Genomic DNA, 24647 nt, shown 5'->3' with positions numbered 1-24647 from the left:
TTAACCAATCCAATTAACGCCGCCGTCGGTTTCGGCGATGGGAGGCTTTCGAGGAGAAGCAGGTCGTTTGGCGCGACCACGGGGTGGCTGCCGCGACAGAGAGGCTTTCAGATCAGGATCTTGAATCATCCCGGATCGTTCCGGGATGATCACTTTGCGCATTAAATATTCAACGGTTTTAGATTTCACCCATCCTCGCGTCACGACAATATCGCCAAAGGTCATGGCGGTGGAGGCTTGATCGGCGAGGACCACGCCAACCTGGGCTTCCGTCAGTAGCCCGGCTTCAACGAGATAGGCTCCGATAGGTTTGCGGGATGGACGCTGAGGTTTATCCTTCATGACCCTTTGCTCCTGCGGTGACTCTCGCTGCAAATAAATAGGACGGAAGGTTCCTGGAGGAGATTCACTGACTCTAAAAGACTAGGAATGATGGTGATGACGACTAGCCTCATAATTTAGCATGAGATGCCAAACAAGACTGACAAGCCCTCTAGGGCTTGGGCTTGAGGAATACCATGGCCTGCTTCCAGATGATGGTGGGCTGGTCGTAGTGATCTAGAAGACACAGGCATTGATCATCTTGCCAACGCACCTTGCCCACCAGCAGGTCATTGGTCAGCACTTTAATTTCAACTTCCGTTTGATCCTTAATGAGGGTTTGGATTTGTCGAAAGCTGGGAAGGCCCATGGACGCTTCATTGGTCATGCGTAAAATCGATTTGCTCTAGGAGTATGCGCTTAATATACAGTAAGGACAGCCTACACAATGTTTAGCCCGGATCTCTAACTTTTTCCGATTTAGATTCTATTCAAACCCAAGATGCAGATTCAATTTAGTAAATATCAAGGACTGGGAAATGATTTTGTGCTGATTGATAATCGGCATCAGTCAGATCCCGTCTTGACGCCCACGCAAGCTGAAAAGCTCTGCGATCGCCATTTTGGGATTGGTGCTGATGGAATCATCTTTTTGCTGCCGGGACAGGCAGGGCACTCCCACACAATGCGAATTTTTAACGCTGATGGGTCAGAGCCAGAGATGTGTGGCAACGGCATTCGCTGCCTGGCAAAATTTATCGCTCACCTGGAGCACAGGGAGGAGGGCGATCTGTCCTATCGAATTCAGACCCTGGCGGGCACGATTGAACCAGTGGTGCTGCGTGACGGTCAGGTTCGGGTCAACATGGGTCATCCTCGCCTTCAGGGCCAGGACATTCCCACCCATTTAGGCAATCCCCATCAACCCGTCATCGATCAGCCTTTAGAGGTCGGCAATGGCACCTGGCAGGTGACCTGCGTGAGCATGGGCAATCCCCACTGCATCACCTTTGTGGACCGGCTGGCGGATATTCCTCTAGCCGATCTTGGTCCTGCCTTTGAGCATCACCCGGCATTTCCCCAGCGAACCAACACCGAGTTCATTGAGATCGTGCGGCCCGATTATTTAAAGATGAGTGTTTGGGAGCGAGGGGCAGGAATGACCCTTGCCTGTGGGACCGGGGCCTGCGCTTCTTTGGTGGCTGGGGTTCTCAACCAAAAATGCCATCGCAAAGCAACGGTGGAGTTGCCGGGAGGACCGTTGGAAATCGAGTGGGCCGCTGCGGGGGATCCGGTCTATATGACGGGTCCTGCCGAGTGGGTGTTCTCTGGCAATCTTGAGGTCTGAGATGGGACTTCCGCCCAAGTCGATTATTCGAGCCGGTCGTTGGACCTGGCATCGCCTCTGGCAGGTGATGATGTCCCAGATGGCTCCCCGCGATGCCCAGGGCGCCTATCAGCGTCCCAAAAGCGAGTTTTTAAACTCGCTGCCTCCAGATTCTCCACCGCAGCCTGGGCAGTACCGACTCATTGTGGGGTGGGGATGCCCCTGGGCGCATCGCACCTTGGTAGTGCGCGCGCTCAAGGGTCTGGAAACTTCCATTCCCCTGGACCTGGTTCATCCGGCCCCGGCAGAAGGCGGCTGGGTCTTTGCCAACGGCACCGGGCCCCTGCGATCGCTCTATCAACGCGTCGCCCCTGGTTATCAAGGCCGCGCGACAGTTCCTGTGCTCTGGGATTCAGCCCAGAACAAGATCATTAACAATGAGAGCGCCGAGATTCTTGTGATTCTCAACGAGCAGTTTAATCACCTGGCTGCTGTTCCCGATCTAGATCTCTATCCTGAGGGGCTAAGGTCAGAGATTGATACCTGGAATCAGAAAATCTATACGACCGTGAATAATGGCGTCTATCAATGTGGCTTTGCCCAAACCCAGCACGCCTACACCGCCGCTTGTCAATCGCTGTTTGCAACCCTGGATCACATTGAAGGGGTCTTAGGTCATCAACGCTTCCTGTGCGGTTCTGACCTGACCCTGGCAGATGTGCGGCTGTTTACCACCTTGATTCGTTTTGATGCCGTTTACTATGCTCTGTTTAAGTGCAATCTGCGCCGGATTCGCGATTACCTCCACCTGTCAGGCTACCTCCGTGATCTCTACCAATTACCGGGCGTGAAGGAAACCTGTCACCTGGATGCCATTAAGCAAGACTATTATGGCAACCTATTTCCCCTCAATCCAAGCGGCATTATCCCCCTGGGGCCGCATCTAGACGATCTAGAGGCCAATCCCCAGCGTGAGCATCTTAGCGCACGGTAAGCGCTCTAAAACGCCGTATCCCTAATATATTGAGCGATTGCAACTTCACAGTGCATCCAGACCTCAATCAGGATGCCATCACATCTCGCTGCTCACGTTTGGCTTTACTGCGCTGCTTCGCCTGAGTCGCACTGGTTTTCAATGCCTGCAGTCGAGACTCGTATTTTTTGCGCTGACGCTTGCTGGGACAATCCTCGATGAGAATCTTGAGGGCGCTACCCAAGCTCTTGTAAGCATTGGGTAAGGTATAGCCAAATCGGGTTGCCAGGGCGATCGCCTTCTCGTCCGCATCGACGGCGTCCTGAAGGGTTTTCTGGGAATTGTTCTTCTGGTATAGGCGCCATCCTGAGAATCCACAGAGCCCCAGGGCCAGTAGAAGCAAAAAGCCATCTTGCACCCATAGTTCTCCCACGGCTCCGCCTAGACCAATGGCAAGCGCTGCCATCTCCCAACCGTCTCGGGGAATCGTGTCATTTTGAATCCGGCCCACTTCATGCCAGAGCAAGAGATTCCGCTGGTCCTTGGCAAACTTTTCCCACTTCACCAGGTCAATTTGAATTTCAACTTGATCCCCACCCAAATCCTCGCTGACAATCAAAGGCGGGTTGACGGCCGTGGAGGCTTCAACGGTAACCCAGCTCTGCAGCTCTGGCGGCAGAAGCGTGCGCAGACGCCGCAGTTCTCCCATCTCCGATTGAACGTTGGAATTTGCCGAAAATGACATGGCCTCACTTTAATCCAAACGACTAGTACTCTATCCTATTGTGTTCTTTCCTGACCGTATAGGGATCCAATCTGGGAGATTGATATTTTCTCGTACCGTAGAATTTTCTGTCTTGGTCTGGGAACGCTAGACTCTATAGTTACATCCTTCTCTCAAGATCCTAGCTTATCTGGGGTTTAGATTCTCTGAATCCGTTATCACTCCTTCCTCACACGCCAACTGCGTATGAAAGATATGTTTCTGTTTGTTTCTCGGTTCAAAGAAACAAGGCGCTACCCAGAACTGATGGGAAACCTTGCCTTTGGCCTCATTTTGCTCCTGTATATCTTTGTCTCGCTTCCCCGAGAGGGTCACTGTGCCCATGCCCAAGAGGGGGATCAGGAGAAAATTTCCGCAACAGCTGCCCTTGAGAGTAGCTGTCCCTAGGCCTGCTAGTTTAACTTTCCAGCTCGGCTCAGCCCTTGATAGAGCATGGCATTGGCCTCAGCTCGAGTGGCGGGTCGATTGGGAGAGAGCTGACCCGCTTCGGCGGGATTAATGGCTACTAAACCAGCGGCTGCGGCTGCCGCCACCTGACCCCAGGCCCAGCGGGGGGTCTCTTGAAAATCTGAATAATTAGCTAAAACCGCTGAGGGATCCTCTGGAATTTCTAGATTCAGGCCACTGGCTAGGGTGACCAGCACTTGGTAGCGCGGGATCTGTTCGTTCGGGCGAAAGCTGTCTGCGGAATAGCCTTGCATAAACCCTGCATTGACGGCATAGGTCACCGGCCCCCTGGCCCAATAGTCGTCGGGAATATCCTGGAAGGCAATGGGGTCAGGCCCAGTTTCTCCTTTAAACGCCAGTTGCAGCGAGGCGGCCAGTTCGGCGCGGGTAACGGGCTTATCGGGTTGGAATCGTCCGTCGGGAAAGTTGGGGACGATTCCTTGCTTGTGCATGGCTTGGATAGAGGCATAGGCCCAGTGTTCCGGTGGAACATCGGAAATGTCTAGCGATGACGGGCTCGCGGGTTCATCCTCTAGCTGGGGGAGGCGTTCGGCTGTTTCTGTTTCTCCCCGGCGGCTTGGGGTGGGGGCGCGATCGCCGGGGGACTGGCCCGTGAGATCTCCGCCACCGCTTGTCTCTGGTGGGGCTTGATCGGCGGCGGCGGTTGTTCGCTTTGGTGGCTCCTCGGGGTCCGGGGTCCGGGGGACGATCATCGGCGCCTTTGCGTCGGCAGGCCCTTGCGTCGAAGGGGTAGCCCCGAACCAGTCGGTCCCCGGCAAGGTTCCCTGGGTCAGACCATGGCTTAGAATCCCTCCCATGGCGCCCAGAATAATCAAAAAAGCGGAAATCTGGCGGCGGTTTCCTAAAAAACGCCGATAAGTTGACCTGGAATCTCCTCGGGAACTTTGGGTTTCACTGGAGGGGGCAGATCTGGCGGCTGATCCCGCACCCGCTAAGGCGGGTGTTAATTCTGGTTGTGGCGCAACCGGGACAGGGGCGTCGGCCTCCTCCGCTAAATTGGCCGCTAACTCGGGCGGGGTATCCCGGGAATCTTGATCCGATGCCCCAGCGGGATCACGAGGAGATAGGTCGCCCCCTGGGCTGCCCATTGCTTGATCTATCACGGATTCAGGAACGCTCGCTTCCAGGGTCTGGGGACTTGCCCCATCCGGTTGCGCACCCCCGGATGCGACATCTGTAGGTGGGACAGCAGGCGATGTCAGGGGAGGCTCTGGAACCGATGGTGAGGCCGTTGGCGATCGCAGGTCCTCTGGATTGAGTCCAAAGGCGGCAAGGGCGTCAATTTCTGGTAGTGAGCCTTCCGGGAGGGAACCTTCCGGCAGCGTGCCTGGCTGCGGGTCTGACCCTGGAGAGGATTGAGCCCTTGGGGAAGGTGAGTCGGAGCCTTCGGACTGGTGGGCTAGCATCTCCTCAAGCTCCCCTAGGCCAAAATCGTCTTCAATCTCGGCATTCTCCTGGTCGCGGAGGTTTTCTAACCAATCTTCCGCGGCCTCTTCTGGGGAGGCCGCGGCCTCCGCATTGTTGGGAACAGAAGGGGGTTGGGCCTCTGAGGGATCAGACTCCCAGGGGTCTGGAAACGGAGGGGTAGAACTCGTCATCTAACTCAAGGAAATTTTAAAGCCGTAATTTTGGGTTCATCCTACCCTAAAGCCCCCCGACAACCCCATGTTTTCCCCATGGCTTTACATTTTTCCAGCGATTTGTTCCAATCTGCCTCCCCTCAGGGCTGTCCAGGGCAATTCTGTCCTCACCTTCCCTCGGTTCAGACATCGTTAGCGGCGCATACTCAGTACCAGGCCCAGGACAAAGCTCAACCCCACAAATCCCAGCAAAATAAATCCAGGCATCATCGACAGCAGCCCAATGCCTCGCAAAATATAGAGCAGTAGCGTAAGGGTCACAGTGCCTAAAAACATCCGCCCTAGAAGGCCTCGGGTTATTTTTCTGAGCATGAACTCTCCTTCAATTCGGGCAATGCATGAACCAGGCTCAACCGCGGCAGTGCCCCCCATTTCCATTATGATAGGTAGGCTTCTCCAGCCAGTGCGGCTGTGTTCGCTCACCTATTTCATCGGTTTGTGTCCATTCATGTCTACCTCCTTCCATATCACTCTGCTTCCTGGCGACGGAATCGGCCCGGAAATTATGGATGTTGCTGTCGCGGTTCTGAAAAGGGTTGGGCAGCAGATGAAGCTTGCCTTTGAGTTTACCTCAGCTCCCATAGGGGGTGCTGCAATTGATGCCACTGGCACCCCTCTGCCCGAATCCACCCTGGAGACCTGTCGCAGAAGCGATGCGGTTCTTCTAGCCGCCATTGGGGGCTATCAGTGGGACAATCTTCCGCGTCATCTGCGGCCTGAAACTGGACTTCTGGGCCTGCGTGCTGGATTAGGACTCTTTGCCAATCTGCGGCCAGCCACGATTTTGCCGCAACTGGCGGGGGCATCCTCCCTCAAACCTGAGATTGTTGCCGGGGTGGATATTATGGTGGTTCGGGAGTTGACCGGCGGGATTTATTTTGGTCAACCGCGCGGCATTTTTGAGGCCGAGGATGGCACCCTGCGAGGGGTAAACTCCATGACCTACAGCGCTGCAGAAGTAGATCGCATTGGCCGAGTTGCCTTTGAAACAGCCCAGAAGCGCAGCAAGCGCCTTTGCTCTGTGGACAAGGCAAATGTGCTAGAGGTGTCTCAGCTCTGGCGCGATCGCTTGAATGCCTTGGCCCCAGATTATCCAGAGGTGGATCTGACCCACCTGTATGTTGACAATGCGGCCATGCAGCTGGTGCGCTGCCCCACTCAATTTGACACCATTGTGACCGGCAACCTGTTTGGGGATATTCTCTCCGACATTGCCGCCATGCTTACGGGCAGTATTGGGATGCTGCCGTCGGCCAGCCTGGGGGCGTCGGGGCCGGGGCTGTTTGAGCCTGTGCACGGTTCGGCCCCGGACATTGCGGGCCAGGATAAGGCCAATCCTTTGGCTCAGGTGCTCAGCGCGGCCATGATGCTTCGCTATGGATTGAACCAGCCCGAGGCAGCCCACCGAATTGAGCAGGCGGTGCTGCAGGTGCTAGATCGTGGCTATCGGACGGGGGATATTCTTGGTGAGGGAACCCAGGCGGTTGGCTGCCAGGCTATGGGTCAAGCTTTAATAGACGCGCTAGACTCCGAGTAAGTTTACCCCTGAGTCAAAGTCATGGGCGCCACAAAATGGTTAAATCAGTTAAAAATAAAGGCCCCCATACCCCTCGCCATGCTTGTGGGGGCCGCAGCCCTAGTCGGCGGTGTCTGGCTGGCGCTGCGTCAGTCTGCGCTCCAGCCCGCTGACCCCTCTCAGTCCCCGCCCACCCTTTCCACGCCGCCGCTGGAGTCGCCCTCCGCGTTCATTCAGCAGCTTGCCCTGGTGCCCGCTGATCAGCGTCGGTCTCACTTGAGTGAGTTAGCTCAGGCCAACCGGAGCCAGGAAACGCACCAGGCCCGCTTGATGCTGGCTGCGGATTGGGTTGAGGCGGAGCAGGGGGCCGCAGCCCTTGATCTTCTGGACGGACTGGAAACCCACTATCCGCTCCTGGCCAGCGAAATCTTAGTGCTGCGGGCGAAAGCTCTCACCCAGGTGGGGAATGCCGACGCTGCCCGAAGGACGTGGGAGCAGATCCTTCAGGACTATCCCCAGGACCCTGCTGTGGTGGAGGCTCTTTACAGTCTGGGACAGAATAATCCTCAGCTTTGGACCCAGGCTCGGCAAACCTTTCCGAGTCATCCGCTCTCGGTGGCCATCGCCCAAGCGCAGCTCAAGCGTGACCCGAACAGCAAGGAGTTGCTGCTCCACCTTGCCCGCCATGGCCTCCATCTTGCTAATCTCAAAACCTACCTGGAGCGTTTGACGCAGCAGCATGGCAAAACTCTCCAGGCGGAGGATTGGCACGCCATTGGGTTTGCCTATTGGGAAAAGCTGGCCTACAAAGAAGCTGGAGAAGCCTATGCTCGGGCACCTCAATCTGCCCTAACCCTCTACCGATCCGGGCGGGGCCTACAAATTGGCGGGGAAAAAGAGTTGGCGATCGCCCAGTATAAGCGGTTAATCCAGGCCTATCCCCAGGCCAAGGAAACAATCCGGGCCTATCTGCAACTGGGAAGCTTGGTGGATCCGCCCGATCAGCGCCTGCCCTATTTAGACCAGGCGCTGCAGCTTGCCGAAGATCTAAAGCGTCCTTCCCTTGCCGCAGAAGCGCTCCTGGCTAAGGCCAAACTGCAAAAGCAGATCAACCAGTCGGCCCAGGCCACAGAGCGGACCCTGCTGAAAACCTACGGCCAGACCCCATCCGCGGCTGATTTGCTCTGGGAACGAGCCCAGGCTCAGGCCAAGGCTGGAAACTATGCTGCCGCCCGCGAGAATAGCTGGCGCATTGCGCAAACGGCCCGAAAAACTGCGATCGCCCCTAAGGCTGCCTTTTGGACCGGCAAATGGTCCCAAAAACTAAATCAGCCAGAGCGTCAGCAGGAGGCGTTTCAGGCTCTCTGGCAGTATCACCCCGATTCTTACTACGCCTGGCGGGCTGCGAGTCTGTCTGGGTGGCCCGTGGGGGATTTTCAAACCGTGCGGACCTTGGCCCCGCAACCCAATTGGCCGCAGCAACAACTGCCCCTGGCTACCGGGTCTCAAGCCCTGCGGGCGCTGTATACGCTGGGGCTCTATCGTCAAGCCTGGAAACGCTGGCTGGTGGAGTTCCAATCGCGGGAGCAGCCCTCCTTTGCCCAGCAGCAAACCGATGGTCTGATTCGCAATGGCGTTGGGGAATACCTAGACGGCATTTTCATGCTGAATAACTTGGATGATCGCCTAGAAGACGAGCCCGAACAGACCCAAACCTATGAGCAGTGGCGTGCTCATCCAGGCTTTTGGAGCGCCATCTATCCCCTAGCCTATTATCCTGAAACCGCAAGCTGGGCAAAGCAGGTGAACCTGAATCCCCTCCTGGCCCTGGGGCTGATGCGCCAAGAGTCAAGGTTTCAGCCTCAGATTCGTTCCGTTGCCGGGGCGGTGGGGTTGATGCAGGTGATGCCGGAAACGGGTCAGTGGATCGCCAGTCAACTCCAAGAGGATCCCGTTAATTTAGAGATTCCCGACGATAATATTCGTTACGGCACTTGGTATCTAGACTACACCCATCGTAGCTACGGCAATAACGCCATGCTGGCCATCGCCAGCTACAATGCCGGTCCCGGGAATGTGGAAGCGTGGATTAAGGAGTATCAGGGGCTGGACCCGGATGAATTTATTGAAGCCATTCCCTTCAGTGAGACGCGCAACTACGTGACGGCAGTCTTGGAAAATCATTGGAACTACCTGCGGCTTTATGATCCAAACTATGCCAATTTACTCACCGAATCTTCTTCTTAATCCCCCGATGATTGCCCCAGGATCATGACTGCCTTTGAGACTTTTCACCAGGCCCAGCGCCAGCGCGTCAGCGATGGTCAGTGCTATCCCCTGTGCTTTGACTGCAGGTCTCCTCAGCCGCTGATGATTGTGCTGTGGCCGCAACTGGGGGATTTTGACAGCCTTGAATATGCCTTCTGGCTGCAGCGAGAGTCGGAAAAAATTCAGGCCCTGCATCTGCAGGTTCGTGCGGTTGGAATTGGCAATCGCCAGGCGGGGCAAAGATTTTGCGAGTTCACCGGGTTTCCTGCGGACTGGCTTTATCTTGACCCCCAGGCTGAACTGCATCAGCAGGTGGGTCTTTATCCCGGCTTGAGGCTGAAACTGCCTGGGCTCTCTGCGGCTCAGGCTGCTGGGGTGAATTTAATGCTCATGTGTGCCGGGGTGGGGAGCCCTGGGACAATCAAGGAGGTGCTGCGGGGCTATACCGGCGATCGCAGCGCTCCCCAGCTCATTGCCGATGAGGCGGTTATTCAAGCGAGTCCCCTGCCCCCCTTGAAAGGACGTTTGTTTGCCCGCGCCGGAGGAACGGGATTTCAGCGCCCCTTTGAGCTCGCAACCCTGCGCTTGCGCAACATGGGCGAAGTTCTCAGTCACTGGCAAACCTATGTGCCCGATGCCTCCCTGCTGACCCAACGGGGCGGCACCTTTGTCTATGGTCCCCAGCGTCAACTTCTCTATGAGCATCGCGATCGGGGCCTTTTGGGCTTTGCGAAACAGATGGCACGACCCCTGGAATTCCTAGATTCTCTGCCGGGCCTGAGACCGCGCCCGTCTCCCGGTGATCCGTCCAGGGTGTGACGGACAAGGAAGAGTGAGCAGGGTAGGATAAGGGTGATGTGAAGGTGATGCCCTTCACGCCTCCTCACCGTTGCCCCTCCATGCTTTTGCCTGCCAGCGCAGAATTTATTGCCCTATGCCGTTCGCAAATTGCACTCCTACTTCAAGGATTGGGAGTACAGCAGATTGCCATCTATCTAGCTGAACAATTTAAGTCTGGCGGGGAGGTTTGCCTTAAGCCCCTGGTCCTCTATCCCGATGAGCAGACCCGTTGGCCCGACGAAATTCAGTGGCAAATTCCCACCGCAGCGGCGGTCCCGTCGGACACCGTTCCCTTTGCGCTGAGTCCTTCAGCCTCAATCATGCCATCGGTTGAATCCGTTGATCTGGAAGCCTCGCAGGTCAACGTTCCGTTTAGGGGATCTCCCGAGGTCGCGGCAGAGGCCGATTCTTCAGGCTCCCTCTACAGCGATACAGAGCCCCTCATTCTTCCCCTGATGCAGGACAGTTCCTTCCTCGGTATTTTGATGGTTTCCCGTCCGGGACAGGGATGGCAAAGTTGGGAAGAGTCTCAACTAGAGCAGGTGGCCCAAAGCCTTTCCCTGGCCTGTGTTCTTGACCAGCGTTCCCAGTGGCTGACCCAATCTAACTACCGACAGCAGACGATTTTTTCCGAAGAGCACAACCGTCTGCGTACCCTGCTGCACCAGTTTCGCAATCCGCTCACCGCCCTGAGAACCCTGGGGAAACTGATGACGCGGCGGCTGTCTGCCCAGGATCCTAATCATGCCTTTGCCCAGAGCATTGTGCAGCAGAGCGATCGCCTAGAGGCCCTGTTGCAGCAATTTAGTGACACGCTGGAGGTTGGCCATGAAACCATGGCGACTCTCTATCCCGCCACGGTCAGCTCGGATGCCCCATTTCTCCCGGCCTCCGAGGTGCCCACCTTGCCCCCCTCTACCCTGCCCGCCTCCGGTATCCTCTCTGGCGGCGCGCTTTTGATCCAGCCCTGCTGGCTGCATGACATTTTAACGCCCATTGTGGAGGCCGTAACGGGCCGACTGGATGAGCAGCAGCAGCAGCTTTTGACCTCCCTGGCCGATTCGCTTCCTCCGGTTCCAGGCGATCCGCATGCTTTGGAAGAAGTTTTTAGCAACCTCATCGATAATGCGCTGAAATATACGCCCGCAGGAGGCACGATTCTCCTAGAACTGTTGATGGAATCCTGTCCAGAGGGCCAGAGTCAGCAGCAGGTGGTCTACCTCACCGATAATGGCCCTGGCATTCCTACGGGTGATCTATGGCGTATTTTTGATGGGCAATATCGAGGCGTGCAGGCACAGACAGGGATTCCGGGCAGTGGTCTTGGTTTAGCCATTGTGCGAGACTTACTAGAAAAAATGAACGCGCACATTGAGGCCTTTAGCCCAGCGACGCGCCCCCTAGAGCAGGGTTGCAAAACTCCAGCAGGGCCTGGAACGACTTTTCGGGTCTGCTTTCCCCTGGAAGTCAACCCGCTGGATCGCTAGCGGCTGCGTGAGGCCGACTGGCTTCGAGGAACGCCCTGTCCCCGAGAAGATCGTCGGGATTCGGATCTTCTGGCCTGCTCGTAAACCTTTTCATTGGCCTTAGCGGACTGCCACAGGTCCACTAGGGGCTCGGGATAGTCCTTGCCCACTTGCACGCCAAACCGCTGCTGATCCACGGGTTGGAGTTTGCTCAGCGCGTGGACCTTGGCCGCGGGCACCTGGGCTAATTCTGGGATCCAGTGCTTAACGTAGTCGCCTTGAGGATCGTAGTCCTGAGCCTGTTTGAAAACATTAAAAAAGCGAAAGCCACGGGCATCATTGCCCACTCCCGCTGTGTAGTTCCAGTTGCCCCAGTTGCTGCAGACGTCATAGTCGATGAGGAGAGATTCGAACCACTCTGCCCCCAGTTGCCAATTAAGGCCCAAATTTTTGGTCAGGAAGCTCGCCACATTTTGGCGACCGCGATTGGACATAAACCCTGTGGCAGCCAGTTCACGCATGTTGGCATCGATGAGAGGATAGCCTGTTTTTCCCGCTGCCCAGGCCTGAAACAGCTGGCGGTCTTGTTTCCAGGGGATCTTCAAGCCGCGCAGCCCCTCAATTTGAAAGATTTGATTGCCGTGTTTCGCACAGATAAATCGAAAGTAGTCCCGCCAGAGCAGTTCGAAGTAGAGCCAATAGGTTGAATCGTTTTGGATGCGCTCTTGTTCGTACTGCTGGATTTGCTGAAAAACGGACCGGGGAGAAAGGCAGCCCAGGGCAAGCCAGGGCGAAAATCGGGAGGCATCGTGGGGGTTCAACATGCCATTGCGGGTCTGTTTGTAGACCCGCAGCCGATCTAACGTCCAGATATAGTCCTGCATTCGGGCCTTTCCCGCAGTTTCTCCCCCCTTGAAGATAAACTGCGATCGCGGATCCACCGGCGGTGGTGTCAGGCCTAGGTCTGTCAGATCCGGGATGGGGCCAGGGGCTAGGTCGGGTCCAGCGGGAAGCTGGGTTGGGGGCGGTAACATCTCGGCAATTCTGGAATGCCGCTCAACTTGCTGGCGAAATTGCGTGAATACTTCAGGAATGTCCCGAATCTTAAGGGGTAAATCCTGGGGATGGTAGAGCGTACTGCCCCAAAATCTCAAATAGCCCACCTTGAGAGGTTGGAGCGCCCGTTGCAGCGCCCGTTCAACCCGCACTTCTTCATCGGTGACCTCGCGATGGAATAGCACCTGGGTGGCCCCAGTTTGCGCGACCAGATTTGGAATGACCTCCTCGGGACATCCGCGATAGATCCATAGATTAGATCCAAGGCTCTGGAGCGATTGGCGCAAATCCTGCAGGCTTTCCAGCAAAAATTGGGCGCGAAAGGCTCCGGTTTTGGGAAACCCCCACTGAGTTTTCCCGAACTGCCGCGGGTCAAGGCAGTAGAGACAAATTAACCTGGTGGCCTGTTGGCCGGCATGGTGCAGTGGAGCATGGTCGTGAACTCGTAAATCGTTGCGAAACCAAACGACACTGGTGTGAGTCATTGAAATCCAATCCTGGCTTTAGTTCCGTGTATCCACCCATCTTGCAGGCTAACTGTCTTTTCCCCCGTAAAGCAAGGGCATGATGACAATATCAATGTCAAGTCCTTAAGCTATTTCATCCTTTTCCTCGGGAAGCTGCGGTGCGTTTGACCGCGCTTTTAAGGGGATTCTTTTTCATTTCGCTTCTCGTTTCACCACAATGCTTGCATCGAATCAAGTTATGAGTCGGGTTAAAACTATCACTAGACAAGATCTTCTCCAGGCCGGTGCAACGGCGTATCTTGTCAAACTTATTACCCATAGCTTGCATCCGATTGCTGTTCAAGATCAGCAAAATATCTATGCTCTCAATGATGTCATTAGCGCAGTTCGTCATCAGCTGCGGCATCCCCGGACCCGGCCCCAAACTCAGTTGGCCCTGGAACAGCTGCTTTCACAGCTCATTTCGCGCCTGGACAATGTGATTGAGGCTCCCTTTGGGAAAAAAGCTGAGGAGCGCATTGGATTTCATATTGATCGAATTTTAGGGCGTTCTCCCAGCCAGAAGCCTCATCCCAGCCCTGACGATTAGAGGGGGGAAATCTCGTTTAAAAAGCGACAGGGGCGTTGGCGGACCAGCGGATCCTGTCGTTGCCAGGAATAGTGACTCCAGCGATGGGGCGCCTGGTCGCAGGCAGAAAGCCAGAGCAATCGGCGTGGGCGAGTCATGGCCACGTACAGTAAACGATAGTCCTCCGCCGTTTTGAGCTGTTGGGCCTGATCCCAGGCCGCGGCTGCATTGGGAATGGGCTGCCCCTGAACGGCGGCCCGGAGTTGCTGCCGGGCCACCTCCGGTAAAGACCCCTCTCCTAAAAATCGAGCCTGGGCCAGAGGCATGAGCGGTCCAAACAAAAGGGATTCGTGCAGGAAGGGCAAAAAAACCACATCCCAATCGAGGCCCTTAGCCTTGTGCATGGTCATGATGGTGATCTGGCGATCGCGGCAGAAGTCTTGCTGATCGGGATCTAACTCGACGCCATCAAAGCGTTCAGTACGCAGGAGTTCCTCCAGGCTCTGAATCCACTGGCTCAGAGAGTTTTTGCCCTGATTGAGGCGCAGGAGGTGCTGCACCAGCTTATCGGCTGTGGCCAGTTCCTCCGGCTCATATTGAAGGGCTAGCCCCAGAAAGGATAGCAGCTGGTAGAGCGGCAGTTCCCAGCGCGATCGCAGCAGCTTGACACATAGCGATCGCGCTGACCTGGTTTCGGGAAGATCCTCTTCTGCCATTGGGTATAAAAACTGCTCGGGATAGGCTGAGTGCTGATCTATGGCGAGGGGTGCAATGATCTGGCGATCGCTCAACAGCCGCAGAACCGCGTTTAAATGCATTGAAGAATGGGGCCGAGCGATAAACTTTAAGAGCGTCAATAAATCCTGGGGGACAGTGGTGAGTCGCGCCTGCAACCCGGCATCTAGAATTTGCAGATTGGCCGAGGTTACATCCGTTTTGAGGCCATAGATTGCGGGTTGACTCAGTACCTCAGCCAGAAACTGCGCCTGCCTGTTTTCACGCACCAGTACCGCAAAGGTTAAGTCTGGCTGGTCATGAATGAGGGCAAGGGTCCGCTGGGCAATCCCCTCAGCGGTCTGGAAAATATCTAGTGGATGATACTGCTCGATGCCGACGCCGATGGGCAAAGGATTCGCCTGGGGTTGGGGGTCTTCCGGCGGGACCGGTTGGATGTGCTGGCGGATAAAGGGTGGATCGGTGGTGGCTGGAGATTGTTGTAAAGCCCAATCCATATAGCGGTTGACGTAGCGGATAATCGCGAGGCTGCTGCGGCCAGCATGGTGCAGGGGCGCAAACTTTCCCTGCAGGGTTTGATGGTGGCAAAAGTCTCGAAATAATGCCGGATTGGCCGGGGTGAAGGTGGAGTTAATCGCCTGGTTGGGATCGCCGACGCGAATTAAATTTAAGGTTTGCGGGTCTTGGGGGGTTGCGGCTAAACTTTCCACCAGTTTTGCCTGGAGCGGAGAAGAGTCCTGGGCTTCATCTTCAAACACGGCAAAAATTCGCCGTTGCCACTGCTCTCGCACGCTAGGGTCTTGCAGCGATCGCAGTGCGCCTAAAATCATGTCTTCGTAATCAATGCAGCGTTGCGCCAACAGTTCGCTTTGGTAGTTTTCATACAGGGCCGCGGCAGTAGCCAGGATGGCGGAGTTTTCTCGCCCTTGGGTGGATAGGGCCATCAGATCCGCCGGGCTCAGGCCCGAGCTCTTGGCTTCCCGGACCACCAGAGTGGCCAGAGCTGGCAGAATATCCGTTCTGAGCACGGACTGTCGCCGCAGACGTTCGGCTTCTTCTCCGGTCCATCCTCCTTGTTCGATAAGGTCTTGAAAGGTCTGAGGATGCGCCTGGATCCAGCGATCAATCACGGTCTGGATGAGTCGGTGACTCCGGTAGGGCGAAACCAGGGTGAGCTGTTCCAAATTCAGCCCTGACTGGAGGGGGTGTTGAGCTGCAATTCCCAGGGCCATGCCATGGAGGGTCTGGACGGTAAAGCCGGTGATTGGTTGCTGTAGTTCGGCCAGGTGGCGACGTATTTGCCGCTTGAGGTGCAGGGCTGCGGATCGGGTAAAGGTGACCAGCAGGAGTTCCGGAGGGGCCTGACTCTGCAGGGGAATGGCCCTTTGGTGAATTCGCTGCACAATGGCGATCGCCGCCGCCACAGAGATCCCATAGGATTTTCCCGATCCTGGGACTGCCGACACTGCTAGGGTGCCGCCCCGCCAATTCGCCATTTCCACCTGACCTGTGCGCAGGGTATCCCGGAGGGAATTGATCCGGATCTGTAAAGACTGGTGGGCTTGAACCATAATCTTGGTGATCTTCTGGGGGCTCCATCAATCCTCTGCACAGCGGCCAGTTGGAACGAAAACAGTCACGCCGAATCATCCGCGAGAAATCCCGTGATCCAATGCCGGAGCCATACCCAGGGTGACCTAAATCACCGGCTAGAGCGTCTGAACATCACCGTCCAGGACGGCTGAGGCTGGCACAGTGAGGCTATGCCGCTGGGCTGTTCTCCAGTTTGGGGATGGGAGCGTTTATCTATGCATTCTTCACAGAACCGTTTTAGCATCTTTGCCCACGCAATTGCCCTCACGCTCGTCCTGAGCGGATTCAACGTGACATCGGGTCCCCGTTCGCTGAGCCTCCAGGAGGAGATCTCCGCTGTCATCGCCCCCATGCTGACCGATCGCATCTGAGCAGTGCTTCCAAGGGAGAGTCTCCTGGGCCGGCCAAGGGCGCACGATCTGTAAGTCTGGCCCCTTGCCGCTAGTTCCAGTTGCCCACCAGCGTAAACGGGGACCAATAGTAAGGGTGGCGATAGTTGAGGGGAGCTGAACTTCCACTGCGACTGGGCAGGGCTAACTCTAACCCATTCGAGAGTTTGAGACGTCCTGCCTGGACCACCGTTTCTCCTCGCAGCATGGCCAGTTGTGCCTGGCGGAGGGCTGCAGATTTAATGGAGGCACTCTCCAAATGATCGTAAAACTCTCCCATGAGGGCTAAGGTGCCCTCGTCGCTGACGTACCATAGACTTCCCAACACGGACTTGACACCGGTTTGCAGGGCCAAACCCGTAAATCCGAGCTCTGCATCCTGGCTTCCCAGGGCGGTTTGACAGGCACTTAGCACCAGCAGTTCCACCGTGGGATTTTGGCCCCAATTTGCCTCCGCCGAGAGCGTACGCAGATCTGAAAAGCTCACCCGCTGGTCCCACAGTTGAATAAAGGATCGACTGAACTCACCCGAATTAAATTCGGCGTGGGTTGCCAGATGAATAATGTCGTACTCCTTCTGGCGCGTCAGCTGCTTAAGGCGATCTAGGGTGGCTTGACGGTTCAGGTAGGACTGTCCTTGCCAAATTTGGGTGGTTAGGGCTGGCACCTCGATAGCGACCGAGGGCAGAGGGGAGAGCCCCTGAACGGACTCTGTAATGCCCATGCCTAACATCTGCTTGCCCTGAATGGATTGATATCGGGTATCGGTGAGATTAAAGCTGGGAATTAGTGATAAGTTGTAGCGCTCCACTAAAAACCCGGTTCCATCGTGGAGGGCGGCCACCGGAATTGTGCGCAGTCCCTCATCTAGAACAAAGATTAAGGTATCAATCTCCTTGGCCTTCAAGATGGGGTCCAAGGGCTGAATGATCCAGTCGTAGAGTTGCTGCGCTGGCTCTAAATAGCGAGTGGAGTTGAGATCGAGTGGGTCACTGACGCGTCGGCGAAAATTCTTTGCGGCCCGATCTACTTTGGCTGGAGTGGCCTGGGGCACGGTTTTAAAGAAAACACTGCCAGAAAATTGCGCCTCCTCTTCCTCAGGGCGGTTGGCCAGGGGATCAATCTTAGGGAACGTTCTGGTGGCGGTTAGGGCTAGGGGCTGAAGATTCTGACCGATCGCCTGATCCTCCTGATTTGACGTTACCAGGACTAAGCGTAGGCCTCTTGCCGTTTTAATGACATAAACCAGGCCTGGATTTGTGCCGGTGGCTTGCCCCAGTTCTCCGAGTTCTTGAGAGGCTTCATCAATGGTGGCTGTGACGCCATAAAAGGGGCCAAATCGTTCCACGTAGGCCGCCGTAAAACTGTCCTCAATCCGCCCCCAAAAGTCATTGCTATTCTCGAGATCAATGGGATCGGTGCCCTCGTTTTGAGGTTCTGAGATCACAGTGACGTCCGATAAATTGGTGAGATCTGATTGATTGGTGGGGGGGGAACTTGGGGGAGGCTCTGGCAGGCTGGGGGGGGTCTCTTGAGCCAGGGCGATGGGCATCCCGAGACTCCCTAAACTCAAAAGCCCTGCTAACCCTTGAACCAGAAGTGACCTGTGCGCCAGTTGAATCATGATTTCGTGAGACTCTTGTCTGAACATGTTGATCCCCAGGTCACGGGTAGACAGTCCTGGGGTCGTTTGTAAGTTTAAAACTGGGAGGAGTAGCCCACCCCTAGAATGAACCGCCATCCATCGCCCGCATTTCCTGTGATATCTGTAACCGCTGGCGTAATGACCAGCGGGATTTTGGGAATGGGTCGCACCGATAGGCCCATGGACAAATCCTGACCAGACCATTCCGTAATCAGATTCACCGGATCGAGAACCCGAAACGCGACGCTACCGAAGACGTTAGGGTTGTCGTTATCGTTAAAAATATTAAATTCGGACCGGTATCGCCCGGTGCCCGCTCCCGCTGAGACCGCAATTCGGCTTAAGAAGGCTTCGGGATTCTCCTTGAGAACAAATATTTTCGAGACGACCCCGTAGGGACTCGGGCCGTCAATGTCGCCATTGCCCCAACTAATCGCATCGTTGACCCCCACTGCGATCGCCAGGTTATTCTGAATCTGGCGATGTAGTTTAAAGCTCACAATGCCTCGATCCAGAGGGTCCGACAGATCCGTAAAGGTAATGCCCACATCAAGCCCCACAAACTTTTGGGGATCGCCAGCCCCCAGGCCGATGCCCACGGCCCCGTCTGCCTGGTTTGTAAATCGCGTTCGCTCTTGAAATCCAATTCCGACTGAATACTGACGCCAGCGTTTCCCGAAGGCCGTTGGGGTTAATAGAGAAATCCCTGGACTGTAGCGCGGTGTCTGGTCCAATAGAATATCCGCCCGGGGCCGATACAGTGGATTTTCACCAGAGTCCGGCTGCGTTTTCAGTCGCGGACGACTCCCTGGAGTATCTGCCTCATCGGGCGGCGGTGGGTCTAGCGGTGGATCTAGTATTTGCGCCAGGGGCACCAGGGCCTGCTCGACAGCGGGGGAGGGAGAATCCACAGCCTCAGGGGCGATCGCCGGAGTTGAGGACTCAGGGGCGGAGTCGGCTATGGAAGGATCATCCCCCGCCTCCGACTGGATGAGAGAAATAGCTGTTAACGGGTCTGGAACTTGGGCTAGCGACTGGGCGCCAGCCGTGTTGAGTTCTGCCCAGCCCAGCCCCAGACTGCTGGCTACGGACAGCAATAAATATTTACCGAACCTGTTCACCACACCAGTTTTAATAGGTTTGGGGTCAAGGCTACCATGCTTTCTCGTAAATGTATTGCCCTGCTGATCCATCGGTTAATGGTGGGGGGGACGCGGTTCCAGGCCCTGAGGCGGAAGACCCCCCCAGGGCTGGTGATTGGAGGCGGGGTCAGGTGACCTGGATCAATACTGGCAGCATTTGGAGGGGGTAGAGTTTACGTAAAGTTCTAGGCTGAGGCTAGTCTCCAGGACCCTGGGCGATCCCATCGCGAATGGCGCTAGGATCGTATCGCTTATCCTCTGCTCTGTTGTTTGGATTTCCTGAAGAGCCATGCGTTATCTTTCCTTGAATTCTGTCATTGGCCTTTCCCTGGTTCTGAATAGCATCTTTGGTGCAACCCAGGTGTTTGCTGGCCCAACCCCTCCTCGCAATTCCCAGGAGCAACCGGCCGCTTCTTCCCCGACCGTCCCAAGTTCGGAGCCTCCATCCCTGGGAGAGGAGGGAGCGACGGAGACAGGTGCCCCAGAGACAGGTGCCCCAGAGATAGGTATCCCAGAGACAGGTGCTAAAAACAGCCTGGATCCAGTGCGCTCGTCTACGCCCGGCAGTTCTTCCTCCGATCCGGGGGCCACGGAAGCCTCCCGAACGGTGTATGAATGTATGAAGAGCCGGGGGCGGCTATTTACCGTGGCCCACACCTCCAGAGGGATGATTCCATTAATTGAATGGCGCAGCCTTGTGTTTGGTCAACAATGGACCCCCGAAGTGCGATGCAATACGGTTTCAAATCGATTTCAGCAGTTTTCTGCCCAAAATTTGCTTCAGTTTATTTCCACGGGCGCTTTGAATAACTATCCCATCATCTGCGTTTCCAAAGAATATGGTGACTGCTTGAATGATGGGCTTTTGTTGACCCTAGAACCGAAGGATGATCCCAATCAGGTGCTTCGCAGCCTGTTTGATCTATCGAGCCATATTACCCGCAGCGGTTCTAAGACGGTGATTGATATGGAGTATCTTCTGGATGAAAAAGCGCCTCTGGAGGCGACGGAAGGGGATCTAGCCCCCGCTGGATCGGTCAAGGCTCCAGCCGATCCAGCGGGTCCTCCCAGCGCTGACCCCAATTCCAATCGCTGGCCTTTGTAGCCCCAGTGTTCCGGACCCGGCCTTTGTGGCCCTTATTGAAGACCATGAACTTTAGCTTTCCTGCCTACCGATCTATTCCCACCGTGCTATTGGGATCTGCGATCGCCGCTCCGCTCCTCTGGCCCTCCTCGCCGGCCCTGGGGCTAACTGGGGCTCAGGTGAATCGCATGGCGGAGCAGGTGACCGTGTTCATTCGCGGGGTGCGCAATATGGATAACTTTGGTTCGGGAGTTTTGGTCGCCCGCCAGGGGAATACCTACCGGGTGCTCACTGCGGGGCATGTAATTGACGCCCAAGATCGATACACCGTCACCACCGCAGATAACTTGCAACATCTGGTAACTCACCTTCGCAAGCTGCCCAACATTGACCTAGCAGAGGTGACCTTTGAAAGCTCTGAAACCTATGCCCTTGCCCAAATCGGTGATGCGGCCAGTCTAACCCCCACAGAGAAGGTCTATGTGACGGGTTTTCCCAAGCCTGGGTTTAATATTCCCATCCCCACCTACACCATTACCGATGGCAACATCACGACTATTCTCAATCGGGGGATGCGAGATGGCTATGGCGTTGCCTATACTAACCCCACCCGGGCGGGGATGAGTGGGGGACCTGTCTTTAATGAGGCGGGTCAGCTCATTGCCATTCACGGACGGAAGGAAGGAGAAGCCGATGGCAGCATGACTGCGGGTGCCTGGCTGAATCTGGGCATTCCCATCAATCTATACCAGACATCGCCGATGGGGGGAGGCGCCATTGGTCAGCAGACGCCGCCGCTCGTCAAGCCCGTCATTGCCGTGTCTTCACCCCGGCAGCAGCCCTTATCGCTCCAGCCTCTTCCGGTTGAGGTGAATACGACCCAATTGCCTCAGATTGCCAATGAGCCCCTCGTGAAGCAGCATTGTCAGCTGCCAGGAGATCAGTCCTGCCGCACGGTGGTGCAGGTTCCTAACATTGGTCAGCCTGGCAATGAAGCGGTCCTGAATCCCGTGACTGCCTTGAGTGCCGAAAGCTGGATTAACAAGGGAAACCAGGCTTTTCAAGCAGGGGAACAGTCCCAGGCGATCGCCTATTATTCCAAGGCTCTGGAACTTGATCCAGATCAGGGCATAGCCCTGTTTAATCGTGCGGTAGCCTATCACCATACCCAGCAATCGCCCCAGGCAATGGCTGATTTTCGTGCTGCCCTAGCTGTCTTTCAGCGCCGCAATCAGCTCTCTCGGGTTGCCCAGGTCGAGTCCATTCTACGTCAGCTTGATCAGCCTTAGTGCCGGGCAAAATGGTCGGTGGCCTGCACCAAGGCTGACGCAATCCCCGGTTCACTCATAGAATGCCCCGCATCGGGCACCACGATGAATTCTGCTTCGGGCCAGGCCCTGTGCAACTCCCAGGCCGAGATCATCGGGCAAACCACATCGTAGCGTCCCTGGACAATGACGGCAGGAAGGTGGCGAATTTTGCCAATATTTTGGAGAAGCTGATTCTCTTCAGTAAAAAAGCCGCCGTGGACAAAATAGTGACATTCGATGCGGGCAAAGGCTGCTGCAAAGTCCGCTTCCCCAAATTTATTCTGAAGGGCGGGATCGACCAAAAGCTTGCTGGTACTAGCCTCCCACAGGGACCAGGCCCGAGCTGCGCTGTGACGCACCTGAGGATCCTCCGAGGTCAGGCGACGATAGTAGGCGGATATTAAATCATCCCGTTCCTCTGGGGGAATTGGGGCCAGATAGGATTCCCAGGCATCGGGGAAAAGGTAGCTGGCCCCAGACTGATAGAACCATTGCAGCTCTTGGGGGCGCAGCATAAAGATGCCTCGCAAAATCAGGCCCAAGCAGGCGCTTGGATGGGTTTGGGCATAGGCTAGGGCTAGGGTGCTCCCCCAACTGCCCCCAAAAACTGCCCAGCGATCGATATGCAGGTGGGCGCGCAGCCGCTCAATGTCCGCAACCAGATCCCAGGTGGTATTTTCCCGCAGTTCCGCGTGGGGGGTACTGTTGCCGCAGCCGCGCTGATCCATGAGCACTAGCCGCCATGGGCCAGGGTCAAAGTATTGTCGATAGCTGGGGTCAATGCCTCCCCCAGGGCCACCATGCAAAAAAATGGCAGGTTTTCCCTGGGGGTTGCCCACCTGTTCGTAGTACAGGGTATGCAGATCGCTGACCTGGAGATAGCCTGTGTTGTAGGGTTCGAGGGGAGGATAGAGCGATGGCATTAAGACTCCACACTAAAGTCTTCGGGGTCGATGTCCCAATTGACCCATCGGATAGCCTCCCGCGCGGATCGCAGGTCTGGCGGGACGCGAGTGGCGTGAATATATCCAGTGCTGGGACAAGTCATTTTTAGCAGGAAAATTGGCTCAATATCCACAGGATGATCAATGCGCAGCAGGGAATATTCTCGCCAGCGATCGAGAATCTCAGCGTCTAGTTCCTGACAGAGGCGACTGTAGCCAATGCCCTGAATGAGCACCCGCCGCAGTTCTGCATTTTGTTCAGTGAGAATCCAGTCTGCTCGCCAAAGATTCGGATGAATGGGGCCGTAGCGTGGCGGTAAGTTGACGCCGCGAAAGCAATAGCGGGCATAGCCATCGTTAAAGGCCAGGGCCGGTTCGCCTTCACCATGCAGCCGTCCTTCCTCATCAAAGCAGAGCTGAGTGGGGCGCTCGAAGATAAAGCTCACTCGCTGAAAGGTCAAGACTGTGCCACAGTTGATATAGAGGGAGCGTAAAGCCTGCCATGGTTCCTGAGAAAGAGAACAGCCGAGAACCTCATTGCAATAATCAATCAGGGCTGGGGCAAATCCGTTAGTGGCAGCCCCCAAGGCATCGACGCCAAAACCCAATAGACTCAAGAACCCAAGCATTTGCTTTAGAGAAGCTTCTAGCTCCTGAAGCAGGGGATCGTGACGCAGCGGTTGCATCACCTCTTGATCCCACCAGTGCCCCAGGGGCTGCATCCAGCGTCCGAGTTCCTCACCCCTTTGGATCAGCCAGTCTCCGCCGGGCTGACGGCTAATCTCCTGGCGCCAAAACTGCTGCTGCTGTTGCCAATATGTATCAGCGATCTGCTCCAACCAGCGCGAGGATTGTGTCCCCTCCACCAGCGACCGATCGATAAATTCAGGCAGCTGAGCAACGAAGGGGTCAAGCACCGCGCTGTAAAGCGCCAGGGTCAACTCCGTCAGGCGTAGGGTCCCTAACGCCTCTTGCAAGGCAATCAGGACTGCCGGAGTGAGCTGATCCTGGCATTGAATGGAAAGGTCCCGAACAATGGGCAGTTGAAGCAGAGGGGGACCCCAGGACAGCAAGCGTTCTGACAGGGGACGCCTGTTCACGTAGTCGAGGAAATCCTGAGGACCTTGACAAAAAATTATTTGCGGCTGAGGCAAGCCAGAGGCCCTGTAGGCTTTGCTGACCGATTCTCTAGCCGCTTCCAGATCTAGATTTTGAGTGGAGGTAAGGATCTGCCACCAGCGTTCACGATAGGCCGCTAGCTGATCCTCTTGGTGAGCCGTTAACGTCTCAATCCGCGACATAGCGCCATCCATCGGGTTCGTATTCGCGCTGGATGCGCACCGCCCAATCCCCCTGGGGAATAGTCACCTGATCGTGCTCTTCATGGGTCAGCTGTGCAGTCGGCGAAAGCACGCGCAAATACAGGGTGCCTTCGCGTTCATAGAGTTCCGCGCTACCCTGGCTAATTCGGTGTCGATGGCCTGTGACCTCTCCTTCGGCGAGGGTGAGATGATTCAAGGGCCGTTTCTGGAAATGAGTGGTTTGGGACAAGGGAATGAGAATGACGTCACCTTGGCGAATGGGTTTCATCTCAGTTCTCCTAGCGAGTGAAGGGCTTACTCTTGCATTGTGGCATACCCAAATTCACTTCGACAGAGCGCGTGACGATTTTCTCCCTTTGCCCTCTAGGGCTAGCAAAAACCCCCGGCCTGTAGGCCGGGGGCGCTCAAATTCAAGGAGAAAAACAATGCTCTGTCAATGCTCTTGTGAAATTAGCGTGCCCCTTGGGGCGCGATCGTGATCAAATCCAGGATCAATGTAAACAAACTTTATGAATAAATGTAACGGCCTTGGTGCTGCAACCAAGCTCCCGCAAACAGCTCCCGCAAATAAGGGCAAACAAAAAAGAGAACCTAAATTTAGGTTCTCTTTTTTGAAAAAAGAATTCGGGCGTCTGGCCGTGTTTCGACTCCGATATCTTTTTTGATTCACTTACTCCTCACGCCATTAATATATCGATCGTCCCCTACTGCCTTGACAGGGCTAGTGACACTTTTAAAAGTGTCAATCTGGCCGTTGCGCTCTAGGCGTGATTTTAGGTGGGTGGACAG

General features: G+C 55.7%; 23 protein-coding genes. 11 read left to right on the top strand and 12 right to left on the bottom strand.

Features of this window, described 5'->3' with window-relative positions; genetic code table 11:
* Together QQ91_RS10845 and QQ91_RS10840 are read right to left on the bottom strand one after the other, a co-directional pair.
* Entirely contained in the window at window positions 1-342 is a 342-nt protein-coding gene (locus QQ91_RS10845; protein ID WP_201277080.1) for a hypothetical protein, read from the bottom strand.
* A 151-nt stretch (window positions 343-493) separates the two neighbouring features.
* Window positions 494-709: an Hfq-related RNA-binding protein gene (locus QQ91_RS10840; protein ID WP_166274984.1), complete on the bottom strand. Its 216-nt coding sequence runs from the start codon at window positions 707-709 to the stop codon at window positions 494-496.
* Window positions 710-823: 114 nt separating this feature from the next.
* Between QQ91_RS10840 and dapF the strand changes: the two genes are divergently transcribed.
* A complete protein-coding gene (dapF, locus tag QQ91_RS10835; RefSeq protein ID WP_166274982.1) occupies window positions 824-1669 on the top strand; it encodes a diaminopimelate epimerase in 846 nt (281 codons plus the stop codon).
* Window position 1670: 1 nt separating this feature from the next.
* A complete protein-coding gene (locus QQ91_RS10830) occupies window positions 1671-2642 on the top strand; it encodes a glutathione S-transferase family protein (protein WP_166274980.1) in 972 nt (323 codons plus the stop codon).
* 67 nt (window positions 2643-2709) lie between these two features.
* On the opposite strand, the gene QQ91_RS10825 is transcribed toward QQ91_RS10830, so the two are convergent.
* Window positions 2710-3366 carry a DUF3318 domain-containing protein gene (locus QQ91_RS10825; protein WP_166274978.1) on the bottom strand — a complete coding sequence of 219 codons (657 nt, stop codon included), beginning with the start codon at window positions 3364-3366 and terminating at the stop codon, window positions 2710-2712.
* Window positions 3367-3600: 234 nt separating this feature from the next.
* Here QQ91_RS10825 and QQ91_RS10820 point away from each other — a divergent pair, with 234 nt between their 5' ends.
* Window positions 3601-3792: a hypothetical protein gene (locus QQ91_RS10820; protein ID WP_250833331.1), complete on the top strand. Its 192-nt coding sequence runs from the start codon at window positions 3601-3603 to the stop codon at window positions 3790-3792.
* A gap of 5 nt (window positions 3793-3797) precedes the next feature.
* Here QQ91_RS10820 and QQ91_RS10815 read toward each other — a convergent pair whose 3' ends face one another.
* The gene (locus QQ91_RS10815) at window positions 3798-5471 is read right to left on the bottom strand and encodes an S-layer homology domain-containing protein (protein WP_166274974.1); all 1674 of its coding nucleotides are present in this window, start codon (window positions 5469-5471) and stop codon (window positions 3798-3800) included.
* A 174-nt stretch (window positions 5472-5645) separates the two neighbouring features.
* Window positions 5646-5825 carry a hypothetical protein gene (locus QQ91_RS10810; RefSeq protein ID WP_166274972.1) on the bottom strand — a complete coding sequence of 60 codons (180 nt, stop codon included), beginning with the start codon at window positions 5823-5825 and terminating at the stop codon, window positions 5646-5648.
* A gap of 136 nt (window positions 5826-5961) precedes the next feature.
* On the opposite strand from QQ91_RS10810, the gene leuB reads away from it, so the two are divergent.
* From leuB to QQ91_RS10790, 4 genes are read left to right on the top strand one after another with little or no spacing between them, the layout of a single operon-like run.
* Window positions 5962-7050: a 3-isopropylmalate dehydrogenase gene (gene leuB, locus QQ91_RS10805; protein ID WP_166274970.1), complete on the top strand. Its 1089-nt coding sequence runs from the start codon at window positions 5962-5964 to the stop codon at window positions 7048-7050.
* A 21-nt stretch (window positions 7051-7071) separates the two neighbouring features.
* Complete coding sequence (locus QQ91_RS10800; protein WP_166274968.1) at window positions 7072-9276, top strand: lytic transglycosylase domain-containing protein; 2205 nt, start codon at window positions 7072-7074, stop codon at window positions 9274-9276.
* Between the two features lie 24 nt (window positions 9277-9300).
* Window positions 9301-10116 carry a peroxiredoxin-like family protein gene (locus QQ91_RS10795; protein ID WP_166274966.1) on the top strand — a complete coding sequence of 272 codons (816 nt, stop codon included), beginning with the start codon at window positions 9301-9303 and terminating at the stop codon, window positions 10114-10116.
* A gap of 47 nt (window positions 10117-10163) precedes the next feature.
* Window positions 10164-11624 carry a GAF domain-containing sensor histidine kinase gene (locus QQ91_RS10790; RefSeq protein WP_250833330.1) on the top strand — a complete coding sequence of 487 codons (1461 nt, stop codon included), beginning with the start codon at window positions 10164-10166 and terminating at the stop codon, window positions 11622-11624.
* Here the strand turns inward: QQ91_RS10790 and QQ91_RS10785 are convergent.
* A complete protein-coding gene (locus QQ91_RS10785; RefSeq protein ID WP_166274962.1) occupies window positions 11621-13144 on the bottom strand; it encodes a DASH family cryptochrome in 1524 nt (507 codons plus the stop codon). The genes QQ91_RS10790 and QQ91_RS10785 overlap by 4 nt on opposite strands.
* Before the next feature lie 220 nt (window positions 13145-13364).
* Between QQ91_RS10785 and QQ91_RS10780 the strand changes: the two genes are divergently transcribed.
* The gene (locus tag QQ91_RS10780; protein WP_166274960.1) at window positions 13365-13715 is read left to right on the top strand and encodes a hypothetical protein; all 351 of its coding nucleotides are present in this window, start codon (window positions 13365-13367) and stop codon (window positions 13713-13715) included.
* On the opposite strand, the gene QQ91_RS10775 is transcribed toward QQ91_RS10780, so the two are convergent.
* Window positions 13712-16000 carry an ATP-dependent helicase gene (locus QQ91_RS10775; protein ID WP_166274958.1) on the bottom strand — a complete coding sequence of 763 codons (2289 nt, stop codon included), beginning with the start codon at window positions 15998-16000 and terminating at the stop codon, window positions 13712-13714. The two genes, QQ91_RS10780 and QQ91_RS10775, sit on opposite strands and share 4 nt — an antisense overlap.
* 237 nt (window positions 16001-16237) lie before the next feature.
* Here QQ91_RS10775 and QQ91_RS10770 point away from each other — a divergent pair, with 237 nt between their 5' ends.
* Entirely contained in the window at window positions 16238-16393 is a 156-nt protein-coding gene (locus QQ91_RS10770; protein ID WP_166274956.1) for a hypothetical protein, read from the top strand.
* A 70-nt stretch (window positions 16394-16463) separates the two neighbouring features.
* On the opposite strand, the gene QQ91_RS10765 is transcribed toward QQ91_RS10770, so the two are convergent.
* Together QQ91_RS10765 and QQ91_RS10760 are read right to left on the bottom strand one after the other, a co-directional pair.
* The gene (locus tag QQ91_RS10765; protein WP_166274954.1) at window positions 16464-18035 is read right to left on the bottom strand and encodes a CHAT domain-containing protein; all 1572 of its coding nucleotides are present in this window, start codon (window positions 18033-18035) and stop codon (window positions 16464-16466) included.
* Window positions 18036-18109: 74 nt separating this feature from the next.
* Window positions 18110-19177 carry a hypothetical protein gene (locus QQ91_RS10760; RefSeq protein ID WP_201277078.1) on the bottom strand — a complete coding sequence of 356 codons (1068 nt, stop codon included), beginning with the start codon at window positions 19175-19177 and terminating at the stop codon, window positions 18110-18112.
* 310 nt (window positions 19178-19487) lie between these two features.
* Here QQ91_RS10760 and QQ91_RS10755 point away from each other — a divergent pair, with 310 nt between their 5' ends.
* Both QQ91_RS10755 and QQ91_RS10750 read left to right on the top strand, forming a co-directional pair.
* Entirely contained in the window at window positions 19488-20303 is an 816-nt protein-coding gene (locus QQ91_RS10755; protein ID WP_166274950.1) for a COP23 domain-containing protein, read from the top strand.
* Window positions 20304-20347: 44 nt separating this feature from the next.
* Complete coding sequence (locus tag QQ91_RS10750) at window positions 20348-21571, top strand: tetratricopeptide repeat-containing S1 family peptidase (RefSeq protein WP_166274948.1); 1224 nt, start codon at window positions 20348-20350, stop codon at window positions 21569-21571.
* Here QQ91_RS10750 and pip read toward each other — a convergent pair.
* The 3 genes from pip to QQ91_RS10735 are packed head-to-tail and all read right to left on the bottom strand — an operon-like array spanning window position 21568 to window position 24126.
* The gene (gene pip / locus QQ91_RS10745) at window positions 21568-22515 is read right to left on the bottom strand and encodes a prolyl aminopeptidase (RefSeq protein ID WP_166274946.1); all 948 of its coding nucleotides are present in this window, start codon (window positions 22513-22515) and stop codon (window positions 21568-21570) included. The two genes, QQ91_RS10750 and pip, sit on opposite strands and share 4 nt — an antisense overlap.
* Window positions 22515-23837, bottom strand: a complete 1323-nt coding sequence (locus QQ91_RS10740) for a DUF6745 domain-containing protein (RefSeq protein WP_166274944.1) — start codon at window positions 23835-23837, stop codon at window positions 22515-22517. Before QQ91_RS10740 ends, pip begins: the two co-directional genes overlap by 1 nt.
* Complete coding sequence (locus QQ91_RS10735; protein ID WP_166274942.1) at window positions 23824-24126, bottom strand: DUF8820 family protein; 303 nt, start codon at window positions 24124-24126, stop codon at window positions 23824-23826. The genes QQ91_RS10740 and QQ91_RS10735 overlap by 14 nt, the downstream gene beginning before the upstream one ends.
* Between the last annotated feature and the right edge of the window lie 521 nt (window positions 24127-24647).

Source organism: Lyngbya confervoides BDU141951, assembly GCF_000817775.3.
Lineage (GTDB): Bacteria > Cyanobacteriota > Cyanobacteriia > Thermosynechococcales > Thermosynechococcaceae > Lyngbya > Lyngbya confervoides.
The sequence above is the reverse complement of the archived record's forward strand: the minus strand, read 5'-3'. Positions and strand labels throughout refer to the sequence as shown.